The organism is Roseibium porphyridii (assembly GCF_026191725.2).
Classification (GTDB): Bacteria; Pseudomonadota; Alphaproteobacteria; order Rhizobiales; family Stappiaceae; genus Roseibium; species Roseibium porphyridii.
In genome coordinates, this window is sequence record NZ_CP120863.1 from 4,103,130 (window position 1) to 4,120,500 (window position 17,371).

The window sequence follows — 17,371 nt, forward strand, 5'->3', positions numbered from 1 at the left end:
GTCAGCCGATCCTGTCGACAAGTTCCTCAATTAATGACGCAACTTCTTGTGCAGCTTTACTGCTCGGCGCATCTTCAGTCACCGCACATCCCCTGCCCATTGCCGATGCAAAAACCGTTCGGTTCCCGAGACGGGCATTGAGTGTGTCGTAACCCGATTCTGCTATCGCCTCGGCCATCTCGCCTGTCAGCAAAGCACGCGGCGGCACTCTATTGAGCACGAGCAAGGCCGGCGTATCTTCCCGGGCTGCCAGATCTATTGTCTGTGACGTTGCCCAAAGGTCCACCGGCGTCGGCTGTATCGGAACGATGACAAAATCAGCGGCGTCTATAGCCGGTTTAGCGTCCGTATCAGTCTTGGGCGGAGTATCGATGATGACATAGCCGTGCGATCTTGCGAGAGACCTCGCCTCCCTGCGCGCACCCCATCCGGACGCTGTCCGAAATTCCAGTCCGGTCTCATCCTCGCCGTGAGCCTCCTCGCGGGCTTCATACCAGGTCCCAAGTGATCCTTGCGGGTCTACATCCAGAATTGCGACCGGTTCACCGGACTGTTTTGCCAAGGCAACAGCCAGGTGAGCCGCCAGCGTGGTTTTTCCCGAGCCACCTTTTTGTTGCGCAACTGTCAATATCCGACCGGACATGGCAAACCTCCAAGTTTCCGGCTCAATATTGCGTTGCAAAATACTGCAGCGCAACAAGGCAATTCGTTTAAGCGTTGAACAAGCGCTTTGGACTATCGTCCGCCAAGCGCATAGTAGACGTTCCAGGATGGCCGGCCTGTGACGGGCATCCCGTATTTAGCCTCGGCTTTGCGGATACCGGCGCGAGTGGCCGGACCAACCTTTCCGTCGGCCTCACCCACATTAAAGCCGTTTTTGTTCAAGAGCTTCTGAAGATCCAGACGCTGTGCCCTCGACAATCCCGGATTGTTTGTGGGCCAAGGTGTCTTGAACGGATCACCACCGGCAACGAGCTCCGACAGCAAGGCGATCGCCATGCCGTATGATGTAGACGCGTTATAAGATCGCAGTGCACGAAAATTCCTCGTCACGAGGAAGCCAGGGCCCTTTGCGCCAGCCGGCCGGATGAGAGCTGCCTCCAGCTTGCCGGACAGTTTGCCGCCATCTATCCTTGTCAAACCGCGTTTGTTCCAGGTTGCCAATGACGCATTTTTCTTGCGGCCCGACGGACCGGAATACCCGCTCGGCACCTTCACTTCGATGCCCCACGGTCGACTGTCACGCCAACCAGCGTTTTTCAAGAAATTAGCCGTCGATGCCAATGCATCGGGTACGGAATTCACGAGATCCTTTCGGCCGTCCCCGTCAAAATCCACTGCCAGACTGTTGTATGTGCTCGGCATAAACTGTGTCTGGCCGAATGCACCTGCCCAGGACCCTCTGAAGTCGTTGATCGGCACGTCCCCGCGAGACGCAATCTGCAATGTCTTGATCAGTTCGCCACGGAAATACTTTTGACGCCGCTTACCGGCGCACGCCAGTGTCGCCAGTGCATGGGGAGTGTAAAAATCTCCTCTGAACTGACCATAGTCACTTTCGATGCCCCAAACGGCAAGAACGACGTGACGGTTGACGCCATATCTTTTCTCGATTGCTGACAGCGTTTTGCTGTGTTTTTTGAGGTTTTTCTTTCCGTCGTCGATCCGTTTGGCGTCCACCAGAAACGCCATGTAGTCCCAGATCTCGGTCTTGTATTCCGGCTGTGATGTGGAAAAGCGGATGACTTTCTCATCGTAGTTGGCACCGGAAAGCATGCGTTCGGCAATTTCCGGCTTAACACCGGCAGAAACAGCCTGTTTCTTGAGGGAGGCGACACAGCTCTCAATCGCATGCGCAGAGACGGTCGTCCCCATCATGAGTATTCCGGCTCCGACAGCCGCACTAGTCCACGTCTTCCAAAAACCTTGCTGCATCGCCCGCTCCGCCAGCTCTGATTCCTTAAGGGAACGCTGACACGGTAGCGCGACGGAAATGCGGCAAAAAGATGCGAAGAACAGTTTTCAAGCAAAATCAGGGCAACCAACGTCATCAGGCGGATGGCTTGTCCCCTTTCTGGTCCCAGGGTCTGACTATTTGCCTTCGATCAGCTTTCGCCGGAGCCAGCTTGATGTCTGGTCCATGATGATCACAACGAGTATCGTTAAGATGATGATATAGCTTGTGTTTTCCCAGTCCCGAGAAGTTTTCATGGTTTCAACGAGCATCAAACCGATGCCCCCTGCTCCAAGAGCACCAATAACCGTTGCCGAACGGGTATTCGACTCAAGGTAATAGAGGACCTGTGAAACGAAGACCGGCAGGATCTGCGGGATCACGCCAAACCGGTAGCGCTGTATCTGACTGGCGCCCGTTGCGCGCACACCTTCCACCTGCTTGTTGTCGATATTTTCAAGCGCTTCCGAGAAGAGCTTTCCAAGAGACCCGGTGTCAGTGAACGCAATAGCCAGAGCACCTGTGAGCGGACCAAGGCCAAATGCACGAATGAAGATCAGCGACCAGATCAACATGTCGATCCCCCGCAGGAAGTCGAACAGCCGCCGGGTACCGAAACGAAGGATCTTTGAAGGCGTGAAATTCCGGGCAGCGAGAAAGGCCAGCGGCAGGCCGAAAAAGGCTGCTGTCAATGTGCCGAGCACGGCCATCATGATGGTTTCAAACAATGCAATGAAAACCTCGCCATGCTGCCAGTCGGGATTGCCCAGAAAGTCATGCATGATCAGAGACATGTTCGACTGCGAAGGATCGATCCGCTCGTTTGACAAGGCAATCGCCCAAAGCTGGCTGAAGGACAGTCCGTAGAGTTCTGAGTGGAATGGAAACCAGAAGTTCTCCCATCCGCCAAAATAGTTGTGAACTTCTATCTTGGTGCGCGTGACCTGAACGCGCCTGTCCAATGTCGGGCGGGCATCGAACTTTTTCGGATCGTCCTTGATCCAATCCGGGATAGGGCCTGGCGGAAGTTCGGTCTTCACACCGCTTTGTGTAGCGGTCACCCTGATCGTACCGTAGTCCGGCACCGTGAATTCCATCACCTTGCCTGCAATCGCGATCTCATACCCCTGGCCAAGATCAACAAGAGCGTCGGTTCCGTCCACTTTTACCCAGTCCGGCAGATCCTCGTTCTCGTAGGTCGCACGGCGTTCGCCTTCAATGGCGACTTCCATAATGTCGCGGCGCAAAAGCTTGGTAACATGAACCTTATAGGCGACGGAGTCAGTCGCCAGAATGGCGGCCCTTTCGGGCTGGGCTTTGGACAGTAGCTGCGGGACGCCGAACGCAAACCATGTGTACACAAGGTAAAGACAAACGGCGACCGGCACGGCCACGGTAATCCATGCCCTGCGGCGGACTGTCTGAAACACCGTGTTGCGATCAGATACCGGTTCGTTGAACGTTTCGTAAGCCATCTTCAACTTCCTCAGTGCGCCCGGCCTGCGCCGACAAGCTTGCCGCGAAGGTAGGAGGACAGTTGGTCAATCATCATGATTGTGAGAAACAGCAGAACGAAAATGGCTGCTGTCTCGTCACCGGCACCCTGGCCCCAGCCTATTGTCCGGCGCAGCTCCTGGCCGATACCCCCTGCGCCGACGAAACCCAGAATTGCCGACGCGCGCACATTGATTTCAAGTCGCAGCAGGAAATAGCTGAGATAGTTCGGCGCGACTTGCGGCATGACAGCAAACCGGATCCGTTGGAGCCAGCTTGCACCGCAGGCGGACAACCCTTCGATTGGCTTGCGATCAATGTTGTCATTCACTTCCGAGAACAGCTTTCCGAGCGCCCCTGCGGTGTGGAAGGCGACGGCGATCATGGCCGGAACCGGGCTGGAGCCGAGAACGAAAATCAAGAACAGGGCGATGATCAATTCGGGAAAGGCGCGCATCACGTCCATCAGACGGCGAACCACGGGAATGAGCGGTCCCCAACTGTCGACATTGCGGGTAGATGCCATGGCGAGGACCACGGCCATCGCGCCGCCAATCAACGTTGCAACAGCTGCGATGTTGAGTGTTTCCAGCATCGCTGGCACGAATGTCAGGATCAGGGAGAAAAACGCCGGCCCGGACTGCCACGCTTCGGCGACAATTTCACCTGGATAGTCAAAGAACTTGGAAAGACCCTGCAGAAAACCACCGGAATTCATCTCGTTGGACTTTGAATATCCGGAAACAACAACGGCAACGACCAGCAACAATCCGATGAGCGAATAGAGTTGGCGACGTTTGCGCAGCGACAGGATTTCCTGCTCGAGGGCGGCAACGGCCATGACCATGTTCCTTTGAGGGCAACGTGAGAAGACGCGGGCCGTTATCCGGCCCGCGATTTGGTTCTGAAGAACCGATTAGTTTTTGTTTTTCGCCTTGCGAGCTTCGATGATGTTCGCATAGGCCTCATGCGTGATCGGCATAAAACCTTTGGTTTCACCGGCAGCAATGTTGTAGGCGCAGTCAGGATCGATCGAGTTCATGGAAGCGACAAGACCGGTCATCTTGACCTTGACGTCTTCCGGCAGCTTCTTGGACAGAACGATCGGGCCTTCCGGGATCACCGGCGAACGCCAGATTTCCCTCATTTCTGTCATGTCGACCAAACCTGCGTCAGAGGCTTTGCGCAAAGCGCCGGAATTGTAGCCATCTTCCCACTCGCCCAGGCCGTCAGCCCAGGTCACACCGGCGTCAATGTCACCATTGGAAACGGCAACGATGGTTTGCTCGTGACCACCCGTGAAGACGACGTCGCCAAAATACGCGCCCTTCTCCATGGAGTAACCTTCCTGGGGGATCGCGATCGAGGGGATCAGGTAACCGGAGGTGGAATTCGGATCACCAAAACCGAACACCTTGCCTTTCATGTCTTCCAGCGAGTTGATCTCGTTGTCGACGCGTGCGAAGCCGATTGAATAGTAGCCGTAACCGCCGTCGACATTGACTTTGACGAGAACCGGATCAACAGCTTCCGGATCTGTCAGAAAAACCTTGGCGTAGCCCGAAGCGCCCAGCCATGCCATGTCGAGGTTTCCGCCGAGCAGACCTTCGATCACACCGTTATAATCAGCTGGTGCGAACAGCTTGACTGGAACACCAAGCAAATCTGCCGTTTTCTGTTCCAGGCACTCATAAGCACGCAGACGATCCGAGGCGTTTTCTCCGCCAAGGATGCCGATGCGGAATTCGGTGATTTCCTCAGCACCTGCAACAGCGGCGTTCAATGCGATCATGCTGACAGCAGCAAGCGCAACGACTTTGGAAACGATTTTCATTTGGGACACTCCCTGAGAGTTCTCAATCTCGATGACGTTTGAAGGGTGCGCAGACGGTTCAGACCGCCGCTGCCGCCGGGGTCATCGCACCGGCGGATTCTTGTGAGCCGGTCTCGCCGGCATCGATAGCGGTGGAGGTTGCCGCTTCGTTGAAACTTTCATCCGCGCCGTAAATTTCGCGAGCAACAGCCGTTGTCAGCGCTGCCGGCGCGCCATCGAAGACGATGAAGCCGTCGCGCATACCGATGACCCGGTCGCAATAACTTCGTGCGGTATCGAGTGTGTGGAGATTGCAGATGACGATCTTGTTGTCCCGCTCGTGAATTTCACGCAGGGCATCCATGACGATCTTAGCGTTCATCGGATCAAGCGAGGCAATCGGCTCATCCGCAAGGATCATGTGCGGGCTTTGCATGAGAGCACGTGCGATCGCGACACGTTGCTGCTGGCCGCCGGAAAGCTCTTCAGCCCTTTTTGTTGCTTCCTGCGCGATGCCGAGGCGGTCAAGAGCTGCAAGAGCGTCGTTCACATCGTCCGGGCTGAAAACATTAAAGAGGCTTTTGATTGTGCCGTGGCCATTCAACCGGCCCAGCATCACATTGGTCACCACATCCAGACGAGGCACGAGATTGAATTGCTGGAACACCATCGCGCAATCGCGCTGCCATCGGCGCATCATGCCACCCGTCAGGTTTAAGATGTCGCGCCCGTCAAACAGAATTTGCCCTGAGGTTGCCGGGGTCAGGCGATTGATCATGCGAAGCAAGGTCGACTTGCCGGCACCCGAGCGCCCAATGATGCCGACCATTTGCGGCTCATCGATATTAAAGCTGACCTTGTTGACAGCGGTCCGAGACCCGAAGGTCTTGGTAACTTCCTGAAACTGAATCACGCGCCGGCCCTGTTCGTTTTGTCCTGTGGTGCCCGGCGCACAAGAGCCACTGGATCATTACAAAGGGATGACAGCTATTTGACTGAAACGTCAAAAATTTATGACAGATCAATGACATGCATGATCGCGCAACGCTCAATCACACCTGCCAGTCAGAAAACCCGCAGCAAGCTCAAACCCTTCGCGCTTTGATCCACCTTACTGAGAGGGGCTGCCTTTCCGGAGCTCACCATCCGCTCTGAAGGAAATATCCGGTGTCAAACATCAATCCGATTTGGAAAAACCGTCTCCGGAGAAACGAAAAGGGTCATGGCAATGTCATCAAACTGTCACCAAGACCTGTTGCGCAAAGACTAAACCCGGGTTCTCAACCACTTTTGAGCCGATGGAGATCAAATGTCCGCGCCCACTAAAAAACAGTCCCTGAACGAGGCCCCTAACATTCATCCTGAAGCGAGCGTCACAAATTGCGAGCTGGGCATATGGACGGAAGTTGGTGCGCGAACTGAAATGCGCGAAAGCCAAATGGATGACTATTCCTACATCGTTCAAGAAGGAGATGTCGTCTGGACAACTATCGGCAAGTTTTGCTCAATTGCGCGCCGTGTGCGCATCAACCCAGGCAACCATGCAACCTGGCGAGCCTCTCAGCATCACTTCACCTATCGCGCTGCAGCCTATGGACTTGGCGAGGACGATGCCGATTTCTTCGAATGGCGTAAGAGCGACTGGGTCACCGTAGGACATGACGTCTGGATTGGTCACAATGCCACCGTTCTTGCCGGCGTCCGCGTTGGCACCGGTGCCATCATTGCGGCGGGTGCCGTAGTCGCAAAGGACGTGGCACCCTACACGGTGGTAGGCGGCGTTGCCGCAAAGCCGATCAAGCGACGTTTTACAGAGGTACAGGCCGACGCTCTGATGGAAATTGCCTGGTGGGACTGGAGCCATGAAACGCTCAAGCAGCGCTTGCCGGATTTCCGAAAGCTGGCGATCGACGCGTTTATTGAAAAATATCGATAGGTCTCTTCGAAAAAAGCCATATTGAACGCCTCCCCTGCGAGTGCTTTGCTGAACGGTAAACTTTATGGGAGGCACTTGATGGCGACACGAATTGCGACCTGTAGATGCGGGCAATTGCGCGCCGAGTGCGAGGGTCATCCGGTACGTATCTCGGCTTGCCATTGCCTCGAATGTCAGAAGAGAACGGGCAGTGTGTTCGCCGTTCAAGCTCGCTGGCCTGACGACAAGGTGCTGATAAAAGGAAATTTCTCCGAATGGCAGCGGGAATGTGACAGCGAGCATGTAGCGACCTACAGGTTCTGCCCCAAATGCGGCTCCACACTTGCCTTCGTAATTGAAGGCTGGCCCGGCGTTATCGCAATTCCGGTGGGTGCGTTTGCAGATCCTGAATTTCCCTCACCGCGCTTTTCGGTTTACGAGCACCGCAAGCATTCCTGGGTCACGGTACCAGGGGAAAATGTCGAGCACTCTTCAGATCCTTCGATTGCCTTCACACAGGGTGAGCTCAGAAAATGAGTACGCATGATCTCGACACCATGCAGAACACGCAGCCCACTGTTGCAATCAGTCTCAGCCGCATCATTCTTTATGTGCGCGATGTGGACATCAGCGCGTGCTTTTATTCTTTCTTTTTCGGCTTCAAGGTCGTGAGAACCCCAACGGACCGATTGACAGAACTGGTGCCGGAAAATGGGGGCGCGCACTTGCTGCTTCACCGGGCTGGCAAGGCCCAAAAGCTTGGCCAAGCGTCCGTCAAACTTGTTTTCGATGTCGAGGATGTGCAGGCTTTTCGGAAAGAGGCCAACAAAAAGGGCTTGAAGTTCGGCCCCGTTCACAAAGCTGACGGCTATTCATTTTCGAACGCCAAAGATCCGGACGGAAACTCCGTCCAAGTGTCCAGCCGCGCTTACAGAGACCAGGACAAAGGCAAGTAAGCCTCCCCTTTTGGGCCAATAGCCTGTAGTCTTTGCTGAATGAAAAACGTTCCGGCCGTTCTACCTTCCAGCTTGGGTTTGTCGCTCCGTCGTTGGCGAGTGCTGAATCGCATCAAGCAGGACGTTCTGGCACACGAGCTGGGTGTTTCCCAAAGCCGCATTTCGCGATGGGAAAGCGGCCGGTCTCACCCAAACCACAAAGACTGCCTAAGGATTACGACGCTCCTGCGCGCACGCGCGGACAGTGCGGCCGACAATGCTCTTTTGCATCTGGTGTCCCGGTCGAGCGAGCCCGTTCACCTGGTTTGCGATCTCACACACCGGCTTTTGGCCATGTCGCCTGCTCGGGAGCGGGAATGGCGCGCGCCTGTCTCGGAGTTTCTCCACCGCCCGCTCTGGCGATTTGCGACCGACGGCATCCGCAGTGTTGAGCACCGGTTGGCCGACTTTGGTTGGTTCGAACCGCTCAACGATGACGTTGTTTATTGGACCGAAGCTGCCGATTTTCCGGAAATGTCCATTCCAGAAAGCCAAATCCGGATTTCAAGGCTTCAGTTGTCAGACGGCAGCTTCGCACGCCTTGTCAGAGAAGAATCGTCGAGTGCCGCATAAATTATTCAGGCTCTCGTTGGGACGGGTGCTCAGCGCTAAACTGCGCATATGACCGATCAAATCATTCCTGCTGACAAAGCTTCACCTCTTGCCCGGATGGATGCCGACCGACTTTCGGGCCTTCTGTCATTTCTCCAGGCCGCAGAGCAACTGAAAGACACGCTGCGGTCAGGCACCACGCGAAAGAAACGACCGGAAAGCACAGCTGAACACACTTGGCGGCTTGCACTCATGGTGCTTGTTTTCGAGCGCGAGCTTGAAGGGCTCGATCTTCAAAGACTGATAAAACTGTGCCTCATCCATGACCTTGGCGAAGCCATTTCCGGAGATGTTCCGGCTCCGTCCCAAAGACAGGATGACGACAGACAGGAACGGGAAAGGCGCGACTTTGAAACGCTCTGTGCGCCGCTGCCCAAAGACATGCGAGACCATCTTATGGCTCTTTGGTTGGAATATGCGGCTGCAGAAACCGCAGAGGCTCAGCTGGCCAAGGCTTTCGACAAGCTGGAAACGATGCTCCAGCATCTCCTGATGCCCCCGGGAGACGTGATCTTTTACGAATTCAATCTCACCTATGGACGTGAACGTACGGATTTTTCTCCGCTGACCCGGCAAATACGAGATTTGGTGGACAATGGCACACGACAGATTATGGAGGATCTGCAGAACGCCGCATCCAGGACCTGAATGCAATTTACGCGGCGGGAAGACTTCGTGAAGCGAACACATGCATTTCTGGGTCTTGGACAACCGGATTGTGGACCCTTAAGCTGATGTGAAAGGATCGATTGACCATCACATCCGGAGAAAACGACATGTATTCAGTATTGCCCCGCAGCCTGGGCCCTGTCCTTGGTGTCGAGATATCCGGAAAAATAGACATCGCTCAAGAAAAAGAGCTGATCGCCAAGGCTGAAGAGCTGATCGAAGCACATGACAAGATCAGCATACTTGTCACGCTCGGTGACCATATTGGCACGTCATTTGAGGCGGCGGCTGCCGACATCAGATGGATGCTCACTCACCTGGCGCATCTCAACAAGATTGCTATCGTGACTGACAGCAAGATGCTGGCAACCCTGGTTGCCGTCGATGCGACTTTTGCAAAGCTGGTCGGGATCGAGGAAAAACACTTTGACAGAAATGAAATTGAAATCGCCTGGCATTGGATAGAAAGCTAAACGGCGGCAACTTCGGCAAGTTCCTCGTCACTTACAAACGCCATCTCAGTAACCGTCCCATTTTTTACCTCGATCATGTGACCTTGCTGGACTTCCACCCAGCAATTTGGTGCTTCATCGAGCGGTTCGGACACAACCATGACGCCGTCTGAAAACTTCCGGTAATAGAGCGTCGGGGCAAATCGATCCGATGCATAGCGCGCTGCATAAAGGGTCTCGCCATTCGACCAGGCCGACGCAAACCGCATGTGCGGCGCGGTTCCGGCATATTTGGAAACGGCTTCGGCTTCGCTCACCGTTCGCGCCATTGCGGCCCGAGGATGCAGTTTCAAACCATAGGCCAAAGCGATCAAAAACAGACTTTCACTGTCTGTGCCCCCTGCCCTGTGGCGGTAAAGATCATCCGGGATCATGTTGTCCAGGCGTCGCCGAACGGTGTCGTATCCGCCAACCTGGCCATTGTGCATGAATGTCCAGTGCTCGAAGGTATAGGGATGGCAATTGTCGCGCGTTGTTGCGGTACCCGTCGACGCGCGCACATGCGCCAGAAAGTGTCCGGAGCGAACGTGACGGGCGATCTGGAGAAGGTTCGGATCCGACCAGGCCGGGCGCACATCCTTGTAGAGGCATGGCGTTTCACGGTCGCCATACCAGGCGACTCCGAACCCGTCCGCATTGACTGCTGTCTTACAGGAAAGCGCATTCCGGCTTTGGTCGATGAGGGAATGCTGCGGGTCGCAGATCACTTCCTCCAGATATTTGGGAGCTCCACTCCAGGCGGCCCAGCGGCACATATGGTCTCCTTTACGCTGCGTCCCGCACAGCCTTGAAGCGCGCGGTGGTCGTGTCACAGTTGTAAGAGTCAGCGGCCGGGTAAGGATTGAGTGCCAGTTCCTCAACTGCTGCGATGATTGCGTCAGTCTTTTTGTCACTCATCAGCACGGAAAAGTTGAGTCTTGTCCAGCCGGGCTTTTTGAGTTCTTCACCGGACAGAATACCTGCTCTCAGCAATTCCGACTCGTCCCTGTCTATGCCCAGAAGGCGGTGGGCATAAGGTCCGGCGCACGCGCAGCCCCCACGTGCCTGAATACCGTAAAGATCAGACAGCATCCTTGTAACCAGTTGCTGGTGGATGTAGCCACCACGTTCGGTATCCCTGATGCGGAAGGAAAAAATTGGAAGCGCGTGCCTAGCGTTCGGATTCCCCAGAATTTCAATCGCCGAATTGTGCCGCCAGGCCGAAAGCGCTTTCGCGCGCGCCACCGCATTGCGCTCATCCATGCAGCTTTGCCCGATTGCCTCTTTGACGAGAAATGCAAGTGCGGCGCGAATGTCTCCCACCACGTTGGGCGTTCCGGCTTCTTCGCGGACGGCAATTTCCTCGCAGTAATCGTGTTGCCAGGGAGATACGAAACGGACCGTACCGCCACCTGGAAAAACAGGCGTGCCCAGCGAGACTGCAGCCTTGCGCACGATCATCACACCAGAGGCTGCGGGGCCACCAATGAATTTATGTGGTGAGACCACCAAGGCGTCTATCTGCGTTTCCTGCCCGGCATTGACGTCGATCGGAAGGTAAGGTCCTGAACCTGCGCAGTCCCAGACACTGAGCGCGCCGTATTTCTTTAGGACGCGTGTGACCGCGTCGCTATCGGTCACAATACCGGTGACATTCGACATCATTGAAAAGGCACCGACAATCAACCGGTCCGGTCCCGCGTTTTTCAGCAAGGTTTCCAGGTCATGGAGGTCCGGACCGCCATCTTCAGCTTCAGAAACCTCAACCACCTCAGCTCCGCTTTCGCGCCAAGGCAAAATGTCTGAGTGATGTTCATAGGGGCCGATGACGACCAGCGGACGATGACCTTCTTCGACTGCAGCCGACACGCCAAGAAGATGGACCAGCCTGTTCAAACCGGCCGTTGCACCCGAACCGCAAAAAACGGTGGCATAGTGTTCGTTCGCGCCACAAATCCTTGCGATTTCAGAGCGTGCTGCACCACGCATACGCGTCATGGCACTGCCACAATAAGACGCTTCTGTATGAGAATTGGCGTAGACAGGCAGTATCTCTTCAAGGACGAAATCCTCGATCTGACGCAGAGCGCGCCCGGACGCGACATAGTCTGCATAGATCATTTCCCGTTCGCCGAACGGGCCTGAAATGGTTGTCCCTTCGCCAATCAGGCCGGCCCGAAGCCGATCCATGAGGTCGTCACCCTTGAGTTCGTTCTTGAAGCAATCGAGCGCTGTATCGCTTGTTTGGGTCATTATGTGCTCCGAATCCGATTTCTCAGATCATACGACCCATCAAGGTTTGGTTTCTTCACCTAATGAGATTGTTTTGCTGCCAAATTTGTGTCAATTGAACCGATATGGAGAAAAAATTAGATCAAATTGATCGTGCGCTCGTCAGGGCATTGCAGCGTGAAGCGCGTCTTTCGCAGAGGGAACTTGCTGACGAGGTTGGCCTTTCCCAAAATGCCTGCTGGCGCCGACTGAAGGCTTTGCACGAGAGCGGACTTATCGAAGGGCATACCGTGCGTCTGAACCCTGCCCGGCTTGGTCTCAATCTTACTGTGTTCGTGATGATCCGAACACGTCACCATTCCAAGGAATGGCTAAAGACCTTCCGCGATGAAGTCGCGTCGATCCCCAACGTGATCGATTTCTATCGAATCGCCGGGGACTACGACTACATGCTGAAAGTGGTTGCGGAGGACATGAATGCCTTCGACCGAATCTATCAACGCCTTATCGACAAGATCGATCTCGACACCGTCACATCTTACATGACCATGGAAGCGATCGCGGACGCCCGCGATCTTCCGATTTAGTCGTTCTCTGGCCCGTCAGGAGTGTTCGGTTTTCTTCACGACGACGGTCAGGATGGTTTTTTTCTCAAGGTGCCGTCGATTTGGCCCTCTGCAAGCGTCGGCCCAGATAGCCCTTTCCATGCGCTCGTAAAAGATCTCCGCCAGTTGAGCCGCTTCAAAAGGCGTGTCGCTCGACGGCGTGAACAAATGCGCCTTCAACGTGCTGTGAAGTACAGCGCGCGCAGCCTTGGTCTTTTTTCGAGCATAAAGGTGCGGTGTCATCAAAAGACCGCCTAAGGGATCCGCATCCTGACCATCGCTGAACTTGATGTCCAGATGCTCAATTTCACAAGCCGTTCCCTGCGACATAGCCTGATGAATAGCCGAACGGGCATCATCTGCCGTCAGGAACCAGACCGCTACGACGAAATTATCGACCAGAGACTGCTCGAGAAGACCATCCTTGACCATCGCGTAGGCCGTTTCGGTTGCGAAGGGCATTAGGATGCTTCTCGAAGGAGCAACCCCATTCCTGGTGTTCCTGTCGGCAACCGACCCCATCGTTGACACGATCAGGCGACCACCTGTCGCAAGTTCGTGCATTCGGTTTTTCACGAAATGGGCAAAGTCGTTCAGGGCTTTCTGTCTCAGATCCGCATAGGCCAGCGCAGGCAACTCATGAAACCACAAAGTGCCCGGCGACAAAGTTGTTTGAGGCCTGCTGAGCCAGTGTGTCGCGTAAAACGCAGTCGATAGTGAGAGCGCGTTTTTTGGAAAAATCTCCTTGTAGAAGTCACGCGCAACGAGCTGAATTTGCGGCGGATTTGGCTTGGAAACTATGCCGTCTTGCCCAAACAATCGGCTTCTCAACGCCGACCAGTCATTGCCGGGCAGATCTACAAAACAGGCTGAAACCCGTTGCGCAGGTGGCGCTTTTCGCCACACATCAAGAACGGGACGCACAGTGCGAAGAGACCCCAATCCGGGCCCACAGCCAAAGTCGGCAATGGCAGGCACTTCGTTCAAGGATTGCGTCTTGCCTGCGTATTCTCGCAGCAGCGTCTCGTGATCTTCGATGTTTTTGATCTGATCGACGGAATTCAAGTCGTAGTCAATCATGCCGTGCGTTGCTCTGGCAGGCTCCGCCATTTCTCCGCTCCTCTCTTGCGTCCAGTAAACTGCCTGTGCGCATGAGGTGGGCATGCTACGTTACGTAAGCAAATTAAGTCTTTGTAATGGCGACACGAACGCAAACAGCCGACGTCCCGGAGAACATCGGCCGCTTCATTTCAACCAGGATCGCCTTAACGACGACGGCCACCTCCGCCACGGCGATGTCCGCCGCCACCGCGCTGCGGGCGCGCCTGTTGCGGACGCGCCTGCTGCGGCCTGGACCGTTGCACATTGCGTTGGCGATTGACCTGTCGGTTGCCCGCATCTCTCGCTCGGCGATCCCGGTTCAGGTGCGCCGGTGCCTGCTGAGGCCTTTGCGCCGGGCGCGTAGCAGGTCTCTGCTGAGGCCGCTGCGCGGGACGCTGGACATTGGGTCTTTGGGCCGGCCTTTGAACATTGGGCTGCTGGGCAGGCCGTTGGACATTCGGTCTTTGTCCTGCGGGAAGGTTGGCGGGTCTTTGGACGTTGGGGCGATTGCCCGCATTAGGGCGGTTCTGGAGCCTGTCGCCAGCAGGTCGGTTTGCTATCGCTGCGCCCGCACCGGCACCGATAGCAGCTCCAGCGCCGAGGTCTCCAAGCCTGTCCTGCAAGTTTTCGCGTGACGGTGCAGCAACATCACCCCAGCGGCCGCCTTCGAACTTCTTCCAGTTCTCTCCATCGCGCCGATAGACCGACCCGTCGCGCCCGGCAAACACATCGCTGCGCCTGTCGAAACTGGCGGCCCGGCCAAGATTGCCGTCCTGCTTCCAGCGCTGGGCGGCGTTTGCCTGGAGGTCTCGTGTCCGTGACCATTGCGGTCCCGAGACGACCGCACCGCCCCAAGAGCCGTATATTCCCCTGGCGCCACCGGCAACAATCCGGTTACCGGTGCGTGGATTATAGGCGCTTATGAAACCGGCGCTGCCGCGGGGGCCACTGATGGCGCCGCCCCGGATATAACCTCCAGTGCGCGGATTGTAGATCCCGCCTCCGGCAATGCCCCGGCGTGGTCCATACGCATAGCCGTAGCGCCCGAAGGTCCCGCGTACCGGATTGTAAAACGCACCAATTCCGTAGGTAACCGGTCGTGGGAAATAAATGGGGCGTACGCCCGGGCGCCACCATGGACGGTAGTAATACCCTGTTCCGTAAACGAAGACGCCCCAGGCAAGAAAGCCCGTCAGGTATCCCATAGTGTAGCCGTACCACACCGCGTTGGGTTCACTTTCATAGACCCGAACATAAGTCACGTTATAAACCGGCGAGGAAGGCGGAATTGTGTAGATTTCATCTGGAACGGCAGTTGCAACGACAAATGGGCCATCGGGATTATCGCTGACAAACCAGACACCGTTTTGCAGCACATAATACTTGGCACCGACCTGGATCACCTGTTCGTTGGTGTTGACCGCATAAGACATGGATGTGCCTTCGATCGGCTCAAACTCAGGGTCTCCCGCGTAGGCGACATCCGCACTCACCGAACCCACTTCGACACGCGCAGTCGTCGGAATGCTGGCCTTCAGCCGTGCCTGGGAGGCTTCCGAAGTGCCTGGGATTGAAGACCGCACGGAGTAGTAAGGCGCATTTTCCGGAATGTTCTGAAAATCGGAAGGCATGTCCTGAGTGGTAAAAGTCCACGGCCCATCAAGGGACGCGGACTTGAACCAGCGGCCTGAAACCAGGATGTACCAGGTGGATGTGGATTTCAGGAAAAAGACATCACTGTCGGTGTTGGAGGCCCATTCAAGATCCGTTCCCTCGACCGGCTCCAGTTTCGGTTCACCGTCAAACACGATCATTTCCGCGGGCTTGTCGGAATAAACTACCTTTGGCGGTTTGTTGTCCGCAAACGCTTCACCGGGAATGGCTTCACGCGTCTCCTTCCAGTTGTCGTCATCCGGTAGGGCTTTGATCAATTCCGGAAGTTCTGAAGCGGCTTCCCATCCGGCTGAAACGTCCATGGTCTTCAACCAGGATTTTTCATCACGCAGGTAAAGCTCTTTCGTTTCGTCGATCTGCAAAATGTCCCAATTGGTGTTGACGACAAAGCTGAGGCCCTGATCGCCCTTAACCGGCGCAAAAATGGGTTCGCCTTCGGTTTGAACCAGAATGGCCGGTTCATTGGATATAAAAATCGGTGGAGCTTCCGAGTTCAGCCCCTGAACGTCGTCCATTCGCTGATACTCGGCGAGACCCGCGGTAATGCGATCTTCTTTGACCGTGATCGTCCCGGTTGGCATGATCTTGCCGATCTGCAGCGAAAGGTCACCAAGCGAACTTCGATCAAGCGCTGAAAAGTCCAGCTGGGTGACCTGAATGTTGCTGACATCGACGACACCCTTTTCAGGGTCTGCAACCGTGTCACCATTGACGCCGATCACACCAAAAACGGGTGTTGCGTCTTTATCTTTAATGTATTCGGCTGCAACAAGCGCCTTCAAGGTTTTGAAATTGTCCCACTCGGTGAACTGAGGCTGATAAAGGACCAACGTTGCACCGGCATCTGTTTGAAACGATCTTGGCCACCCTGTTGTGTCTTCAGATTCGCTCAGTTGAAGATATTGCCCGCTGACAAAACCGTTTTGCCCGTTATAGCTTACCGAACACCATGCTCCATTGTCGTCGCAGTTTTGAAGATCGACCTCCGCGCCATTTGGTAATGTTCCAAATGATCCGAAATTGGTTCCAGGGCCCTGGCGAAAGTTCACGTTCGCCGTGGTCACGGCCGGAGCTGCAAAAACACCATTTATGAAAACCGTCTGAAATACCAATGCAGAAGATAAAAGAACGGACAAGGACTTGCGCATAGGGCCCTCCAAAATGCGAAATATGCAGGAGCCGGTTTACAAAATCACATTGTCAAAGTTGCCAATATAGATTTTGCAACCCGGTCCAATAGTTATCCTGCACATCGCTTGAGCCAAATGTCCAGCTCGTCACAACAGCACAATGAAGCGGACCATAGTCTGAAAGCTAAAATTGATGCGTTTCAAACACATGACCTCACTAAACGAACGGAGTGTATCGACATGCAGAACCTGAAGAGATCGTTGGTTTTCCTGCTGACGCTTCTTGGTTTCTCCGCATTCTGGCCGTTTACTTCTTCAACTGCTCAGGCAGAGATCTTCTTTTGCCAGAGCACGCGTACACCGGCCGGTTCGGCCAAGTACTGTAATTTTCTGTTGTTCGACAATGGCTTCACACGCCACCGCCAGATCATTGTCGCTCAGGGCGCTCGCCGCGAAATCGCGATCAATGGCCGATATGACCTTTTCTGCGTATTGGTTCAAAACACCAAAGGTGTTCCGGAAAACATCGCCTATCGGAAGCAACAATGCCGGCAAACGGATACAGGAAGGGAATACAAGGTGCCGATTCGCGCACTCAACATGCGCAGGGGCCGGGACGGCTTCAGTACAGACGCGACCATCGATCACCTGCCGGCAACGCGCTGGTGATCCATAAAAATGCCGGC

At 55.1% G+C, this 17,371-nt stretch carries 18 protein-coding genes; 8 read left to right on the forward strand and 10 right to left on the reverse strand.

From position 1 onward, the window contains the following. Nucleotide 1: 1 nt before the first annotated feature. The 6 genes from parA to phnC all read right to left on the reverse strand — a co-directional run bounded on the left by parA (nt 2) and on the right by phnC (nt 6,174). Nucleotides 2–643: a ParA family partition ATPase gene (gene parA, locus K1718_RS18970; protein WP_265681201.1), complete on the reverse strand. Its 642-nt coding sequence runs from the start codon at nt 641–643 to the stop codon at nt 2–4. Nucleotides 644–735: 92 nt separating this feature from the next. Beyond that, entirely contained in the window at nt 736–1,878 is a 1,143-nt protein-coding gene (locus tag K1718_RS18975; RefSeq protein WP_265681200.1) for a lytic murein transglycosylase, read from the reverse strand. Between the two features lie 213 nt (nt 1,879–2,091). Further along, entirely contained in the window at nt 2,092–3,429 is a 1,338-nt protein-coding gene (gene phnE, locus K1718_RS18980) for a phosphonate ABC transporter, permease protein PhnE (RefSeq protein ID WP_265681199.1), read from the reverse strand. Nucleotides 3,430–3,440: 11 nt separating this feature from the next. Then, the gene (gene phnE, locus K1718_RS18985) at nt 3,441–4,289 is read right to left on the reverse strand and encodes a phosphonate ABC transporter, permease protein PhnE (protein ID WP_152502451.1); all 849 of its coding nucleotides are present in this window, start codon (nt 4,287–4,289) and stop codon (nt 3,441–3,443) included. A gap of 75 nt (nt 4,290–4,364) precedes the next feature. Further along, a complete protein-coding gene (gene phnD / locus K1718_RS18990) occupies nt 4,365–5,282 on the reverse strand; it encodes a phosphonate ABC transporter substrate-binding protein (protein WP_152502452.1) in 918 nt (305 codons plus the stop codon). A gap of 58 nt (nt 5,283–5,340) precedes the next feature. Further along, complete coding sequence (gene phnC / locus K1718_RS18995; protein ID WP_152502453.1) at nt 5,341–6,174, reverse strand: phosphonate ABC transporter ATP-binding protein; 834 nt, start codon at nt 6,172–6,174, stop codon at nt 5,341–5,343. A 396-nt stretch (nt 6,175–6,570) separates the two neighbouring features. Between phnC and K1718_RS19000 the strand changes: the two genes are divergently transcribed. The 6 genes from K1718_RS19000 to K1718_RS19025 all read left to right on the forward strand — a co-directional run bounded on the left by K1718_RS19000 (nt 6,571) and on the right by K1718_RS19025 (nt 9,925). Further along, entirely contained in the window at nt 6,571–7,197 is a 627-nt protein-coding gene (locus K1718_RS19000) for a DapH/DapD/GlmU-related protein (RefSeq protein ID WP_265681198.1), read from the forward strand. A gap of 78 nt (nt 7,198–7,275) precedes the next feature. Continuing rightward, on the forward strand, nt 7,276–7,713 hold the full coding sequence (locus tag K1718_RS19005) for a GFA family protein (protein ID WP_152502455.1): 438 nt from the start codon (nt 7,276–7,278) through the stop codon (nt 7,711–7,713). A 47-nt stretch (nt 7,714–7,760) separates the two neighbouring features. Then, nucleotides 7,761–8,132 (forward strand): VOC family protein, encoded by a 372-nt coding sequence (locus tag K1718_RS19010; RefSeq protein ID WP_152504351.1) that lies wholly within the window; start codon nt 7,761–7,763, stop codon nt 8,130–8,132. 99 nt (nt 8,133–8,231) lie between these two features. After that, a complete protein-coding gene (locus tag K1718_RS19015) occupies nt 8,232–8,744 on the forward strand; it encodes a helix-turn-helix transcriptional regulator (protein WP_285806031.1) in 513 nt (170 codons plus the stop codon). Between the two features lie 48 nt (nt 8,745–8,792). Next, the gene (locus K1718_RS19020; protein ID WP_265681196.1) at nt 8,793–9,431 is read left to right on the forward strand and encodes an HD domain-containing protein; all 639 of its coding nucleotides are present in this window, start codon (nt 8,793–8,795) and stop codon (nt 9,429–9,431) included. 128 nt (nt 9,432–9,559) lie between these two features. Next, nucleotides 9,560–9,925 (forward strand): SpoIIAA family protein, encoded by a 366-nt coding sequence (locus K1718_RS19025; RefSeq protein WP_265681195.1) that lies wholly within the window; start codon nt 9,560–9,562, stop codon nt 9,923–9,925. On the opposite strand, the gene K1718_RS19030 is transcribed toward K1718_RS19025, so the two are convergent. Further along, nucleotides 9,922–10,719: a class II glutamine amidotransferase gene (locus tag K1718_RS19030; protein WP_265681194.1), complete on the reverse strand. Its 798-nt coding sequence runs from the start codon at nt 10,717–10,719 to the stop codon at nt 9,922–9,924. The two genes, K1718_RS19025 and K1718_RS19030, sit on opposite strands and share 4 nt — an antisense overlap. Before the next feature lie 10 nt (nt 10,720–10,729). Beyond that, a complete protein-coding gene (locus K1718_RS19035; RefSeq protein WP_265681193.1) occupies nt 10,730–12,196 on the reverse strand; it encodes an aminotransferase class V-fold PLP-dependent enzyme in 1,467 nt (488 codons plus the stop codon). Nucleotides 12,197–12,300: 104 nt separating this feature from the next. Here K1718_RS19035 and K1718_RS19040 point away from each other — a divergent pair, with 104 nt between their 5' ends. Next, nucleotides 12,301–12,762, forward strand: a complete 462-nt coding sequence (locus K1718_RS19040; RefSeq protein WP_152502460.1) for an Lrp/AsnC family transcriptional regulator — start codon at nt 12,301–12,303, stop codon at nt 12,760–12,762. Nucleotides 12,763–12,777: 15 nt separating this feature from the next. Here the strand turns inward: K1718_RS19040 and K1718_RS19045 are convergent, their stop codons facing one another. Further along, nucleotides 12,778–13,890, reverse strand: a complete 1,113-nt coding sequence (locus tag K1718_RS19045) for a class I SAM-dependent methyltransferase (RefSeq protein ID WP_265681192.1) — start codon at nt 13,888–13,890, stop codon at nt 12,778–12,780. Between the two features lie 155 nt (nt 13,891–14,045). Then, on the reverse strand, nt 14,046–16,703 hold the full coding sequence (locus K1718_RS19050; RefSeq protein ID WP_265681191.1) for an SH3 domain-containing protein: 2,658 nt from the start codon (nt 16,701–16,703) through the stop codon (nt 14,046–14,048). A 222-nt stretch (nt 16,704–16,925) separates the two neighbouring features. On the opposite strand from K1718_RS19050, the gene K1718_RS19055 reads away from it, so the two are divergent. Continuing rightward, nucleotides 16,926–17,354: a hypothetical protein gene (locus K1718_RS19055; RefSeq protein WP_152502463.1), complete on the forward strand. Its 429-nt coding sequence runs from the start codon at nt 16,926–16,928 to the stop codon at nt 17,352–17,354. Nucleotides 17,355–17,371 lie beyond the last annotated feature (17 nt).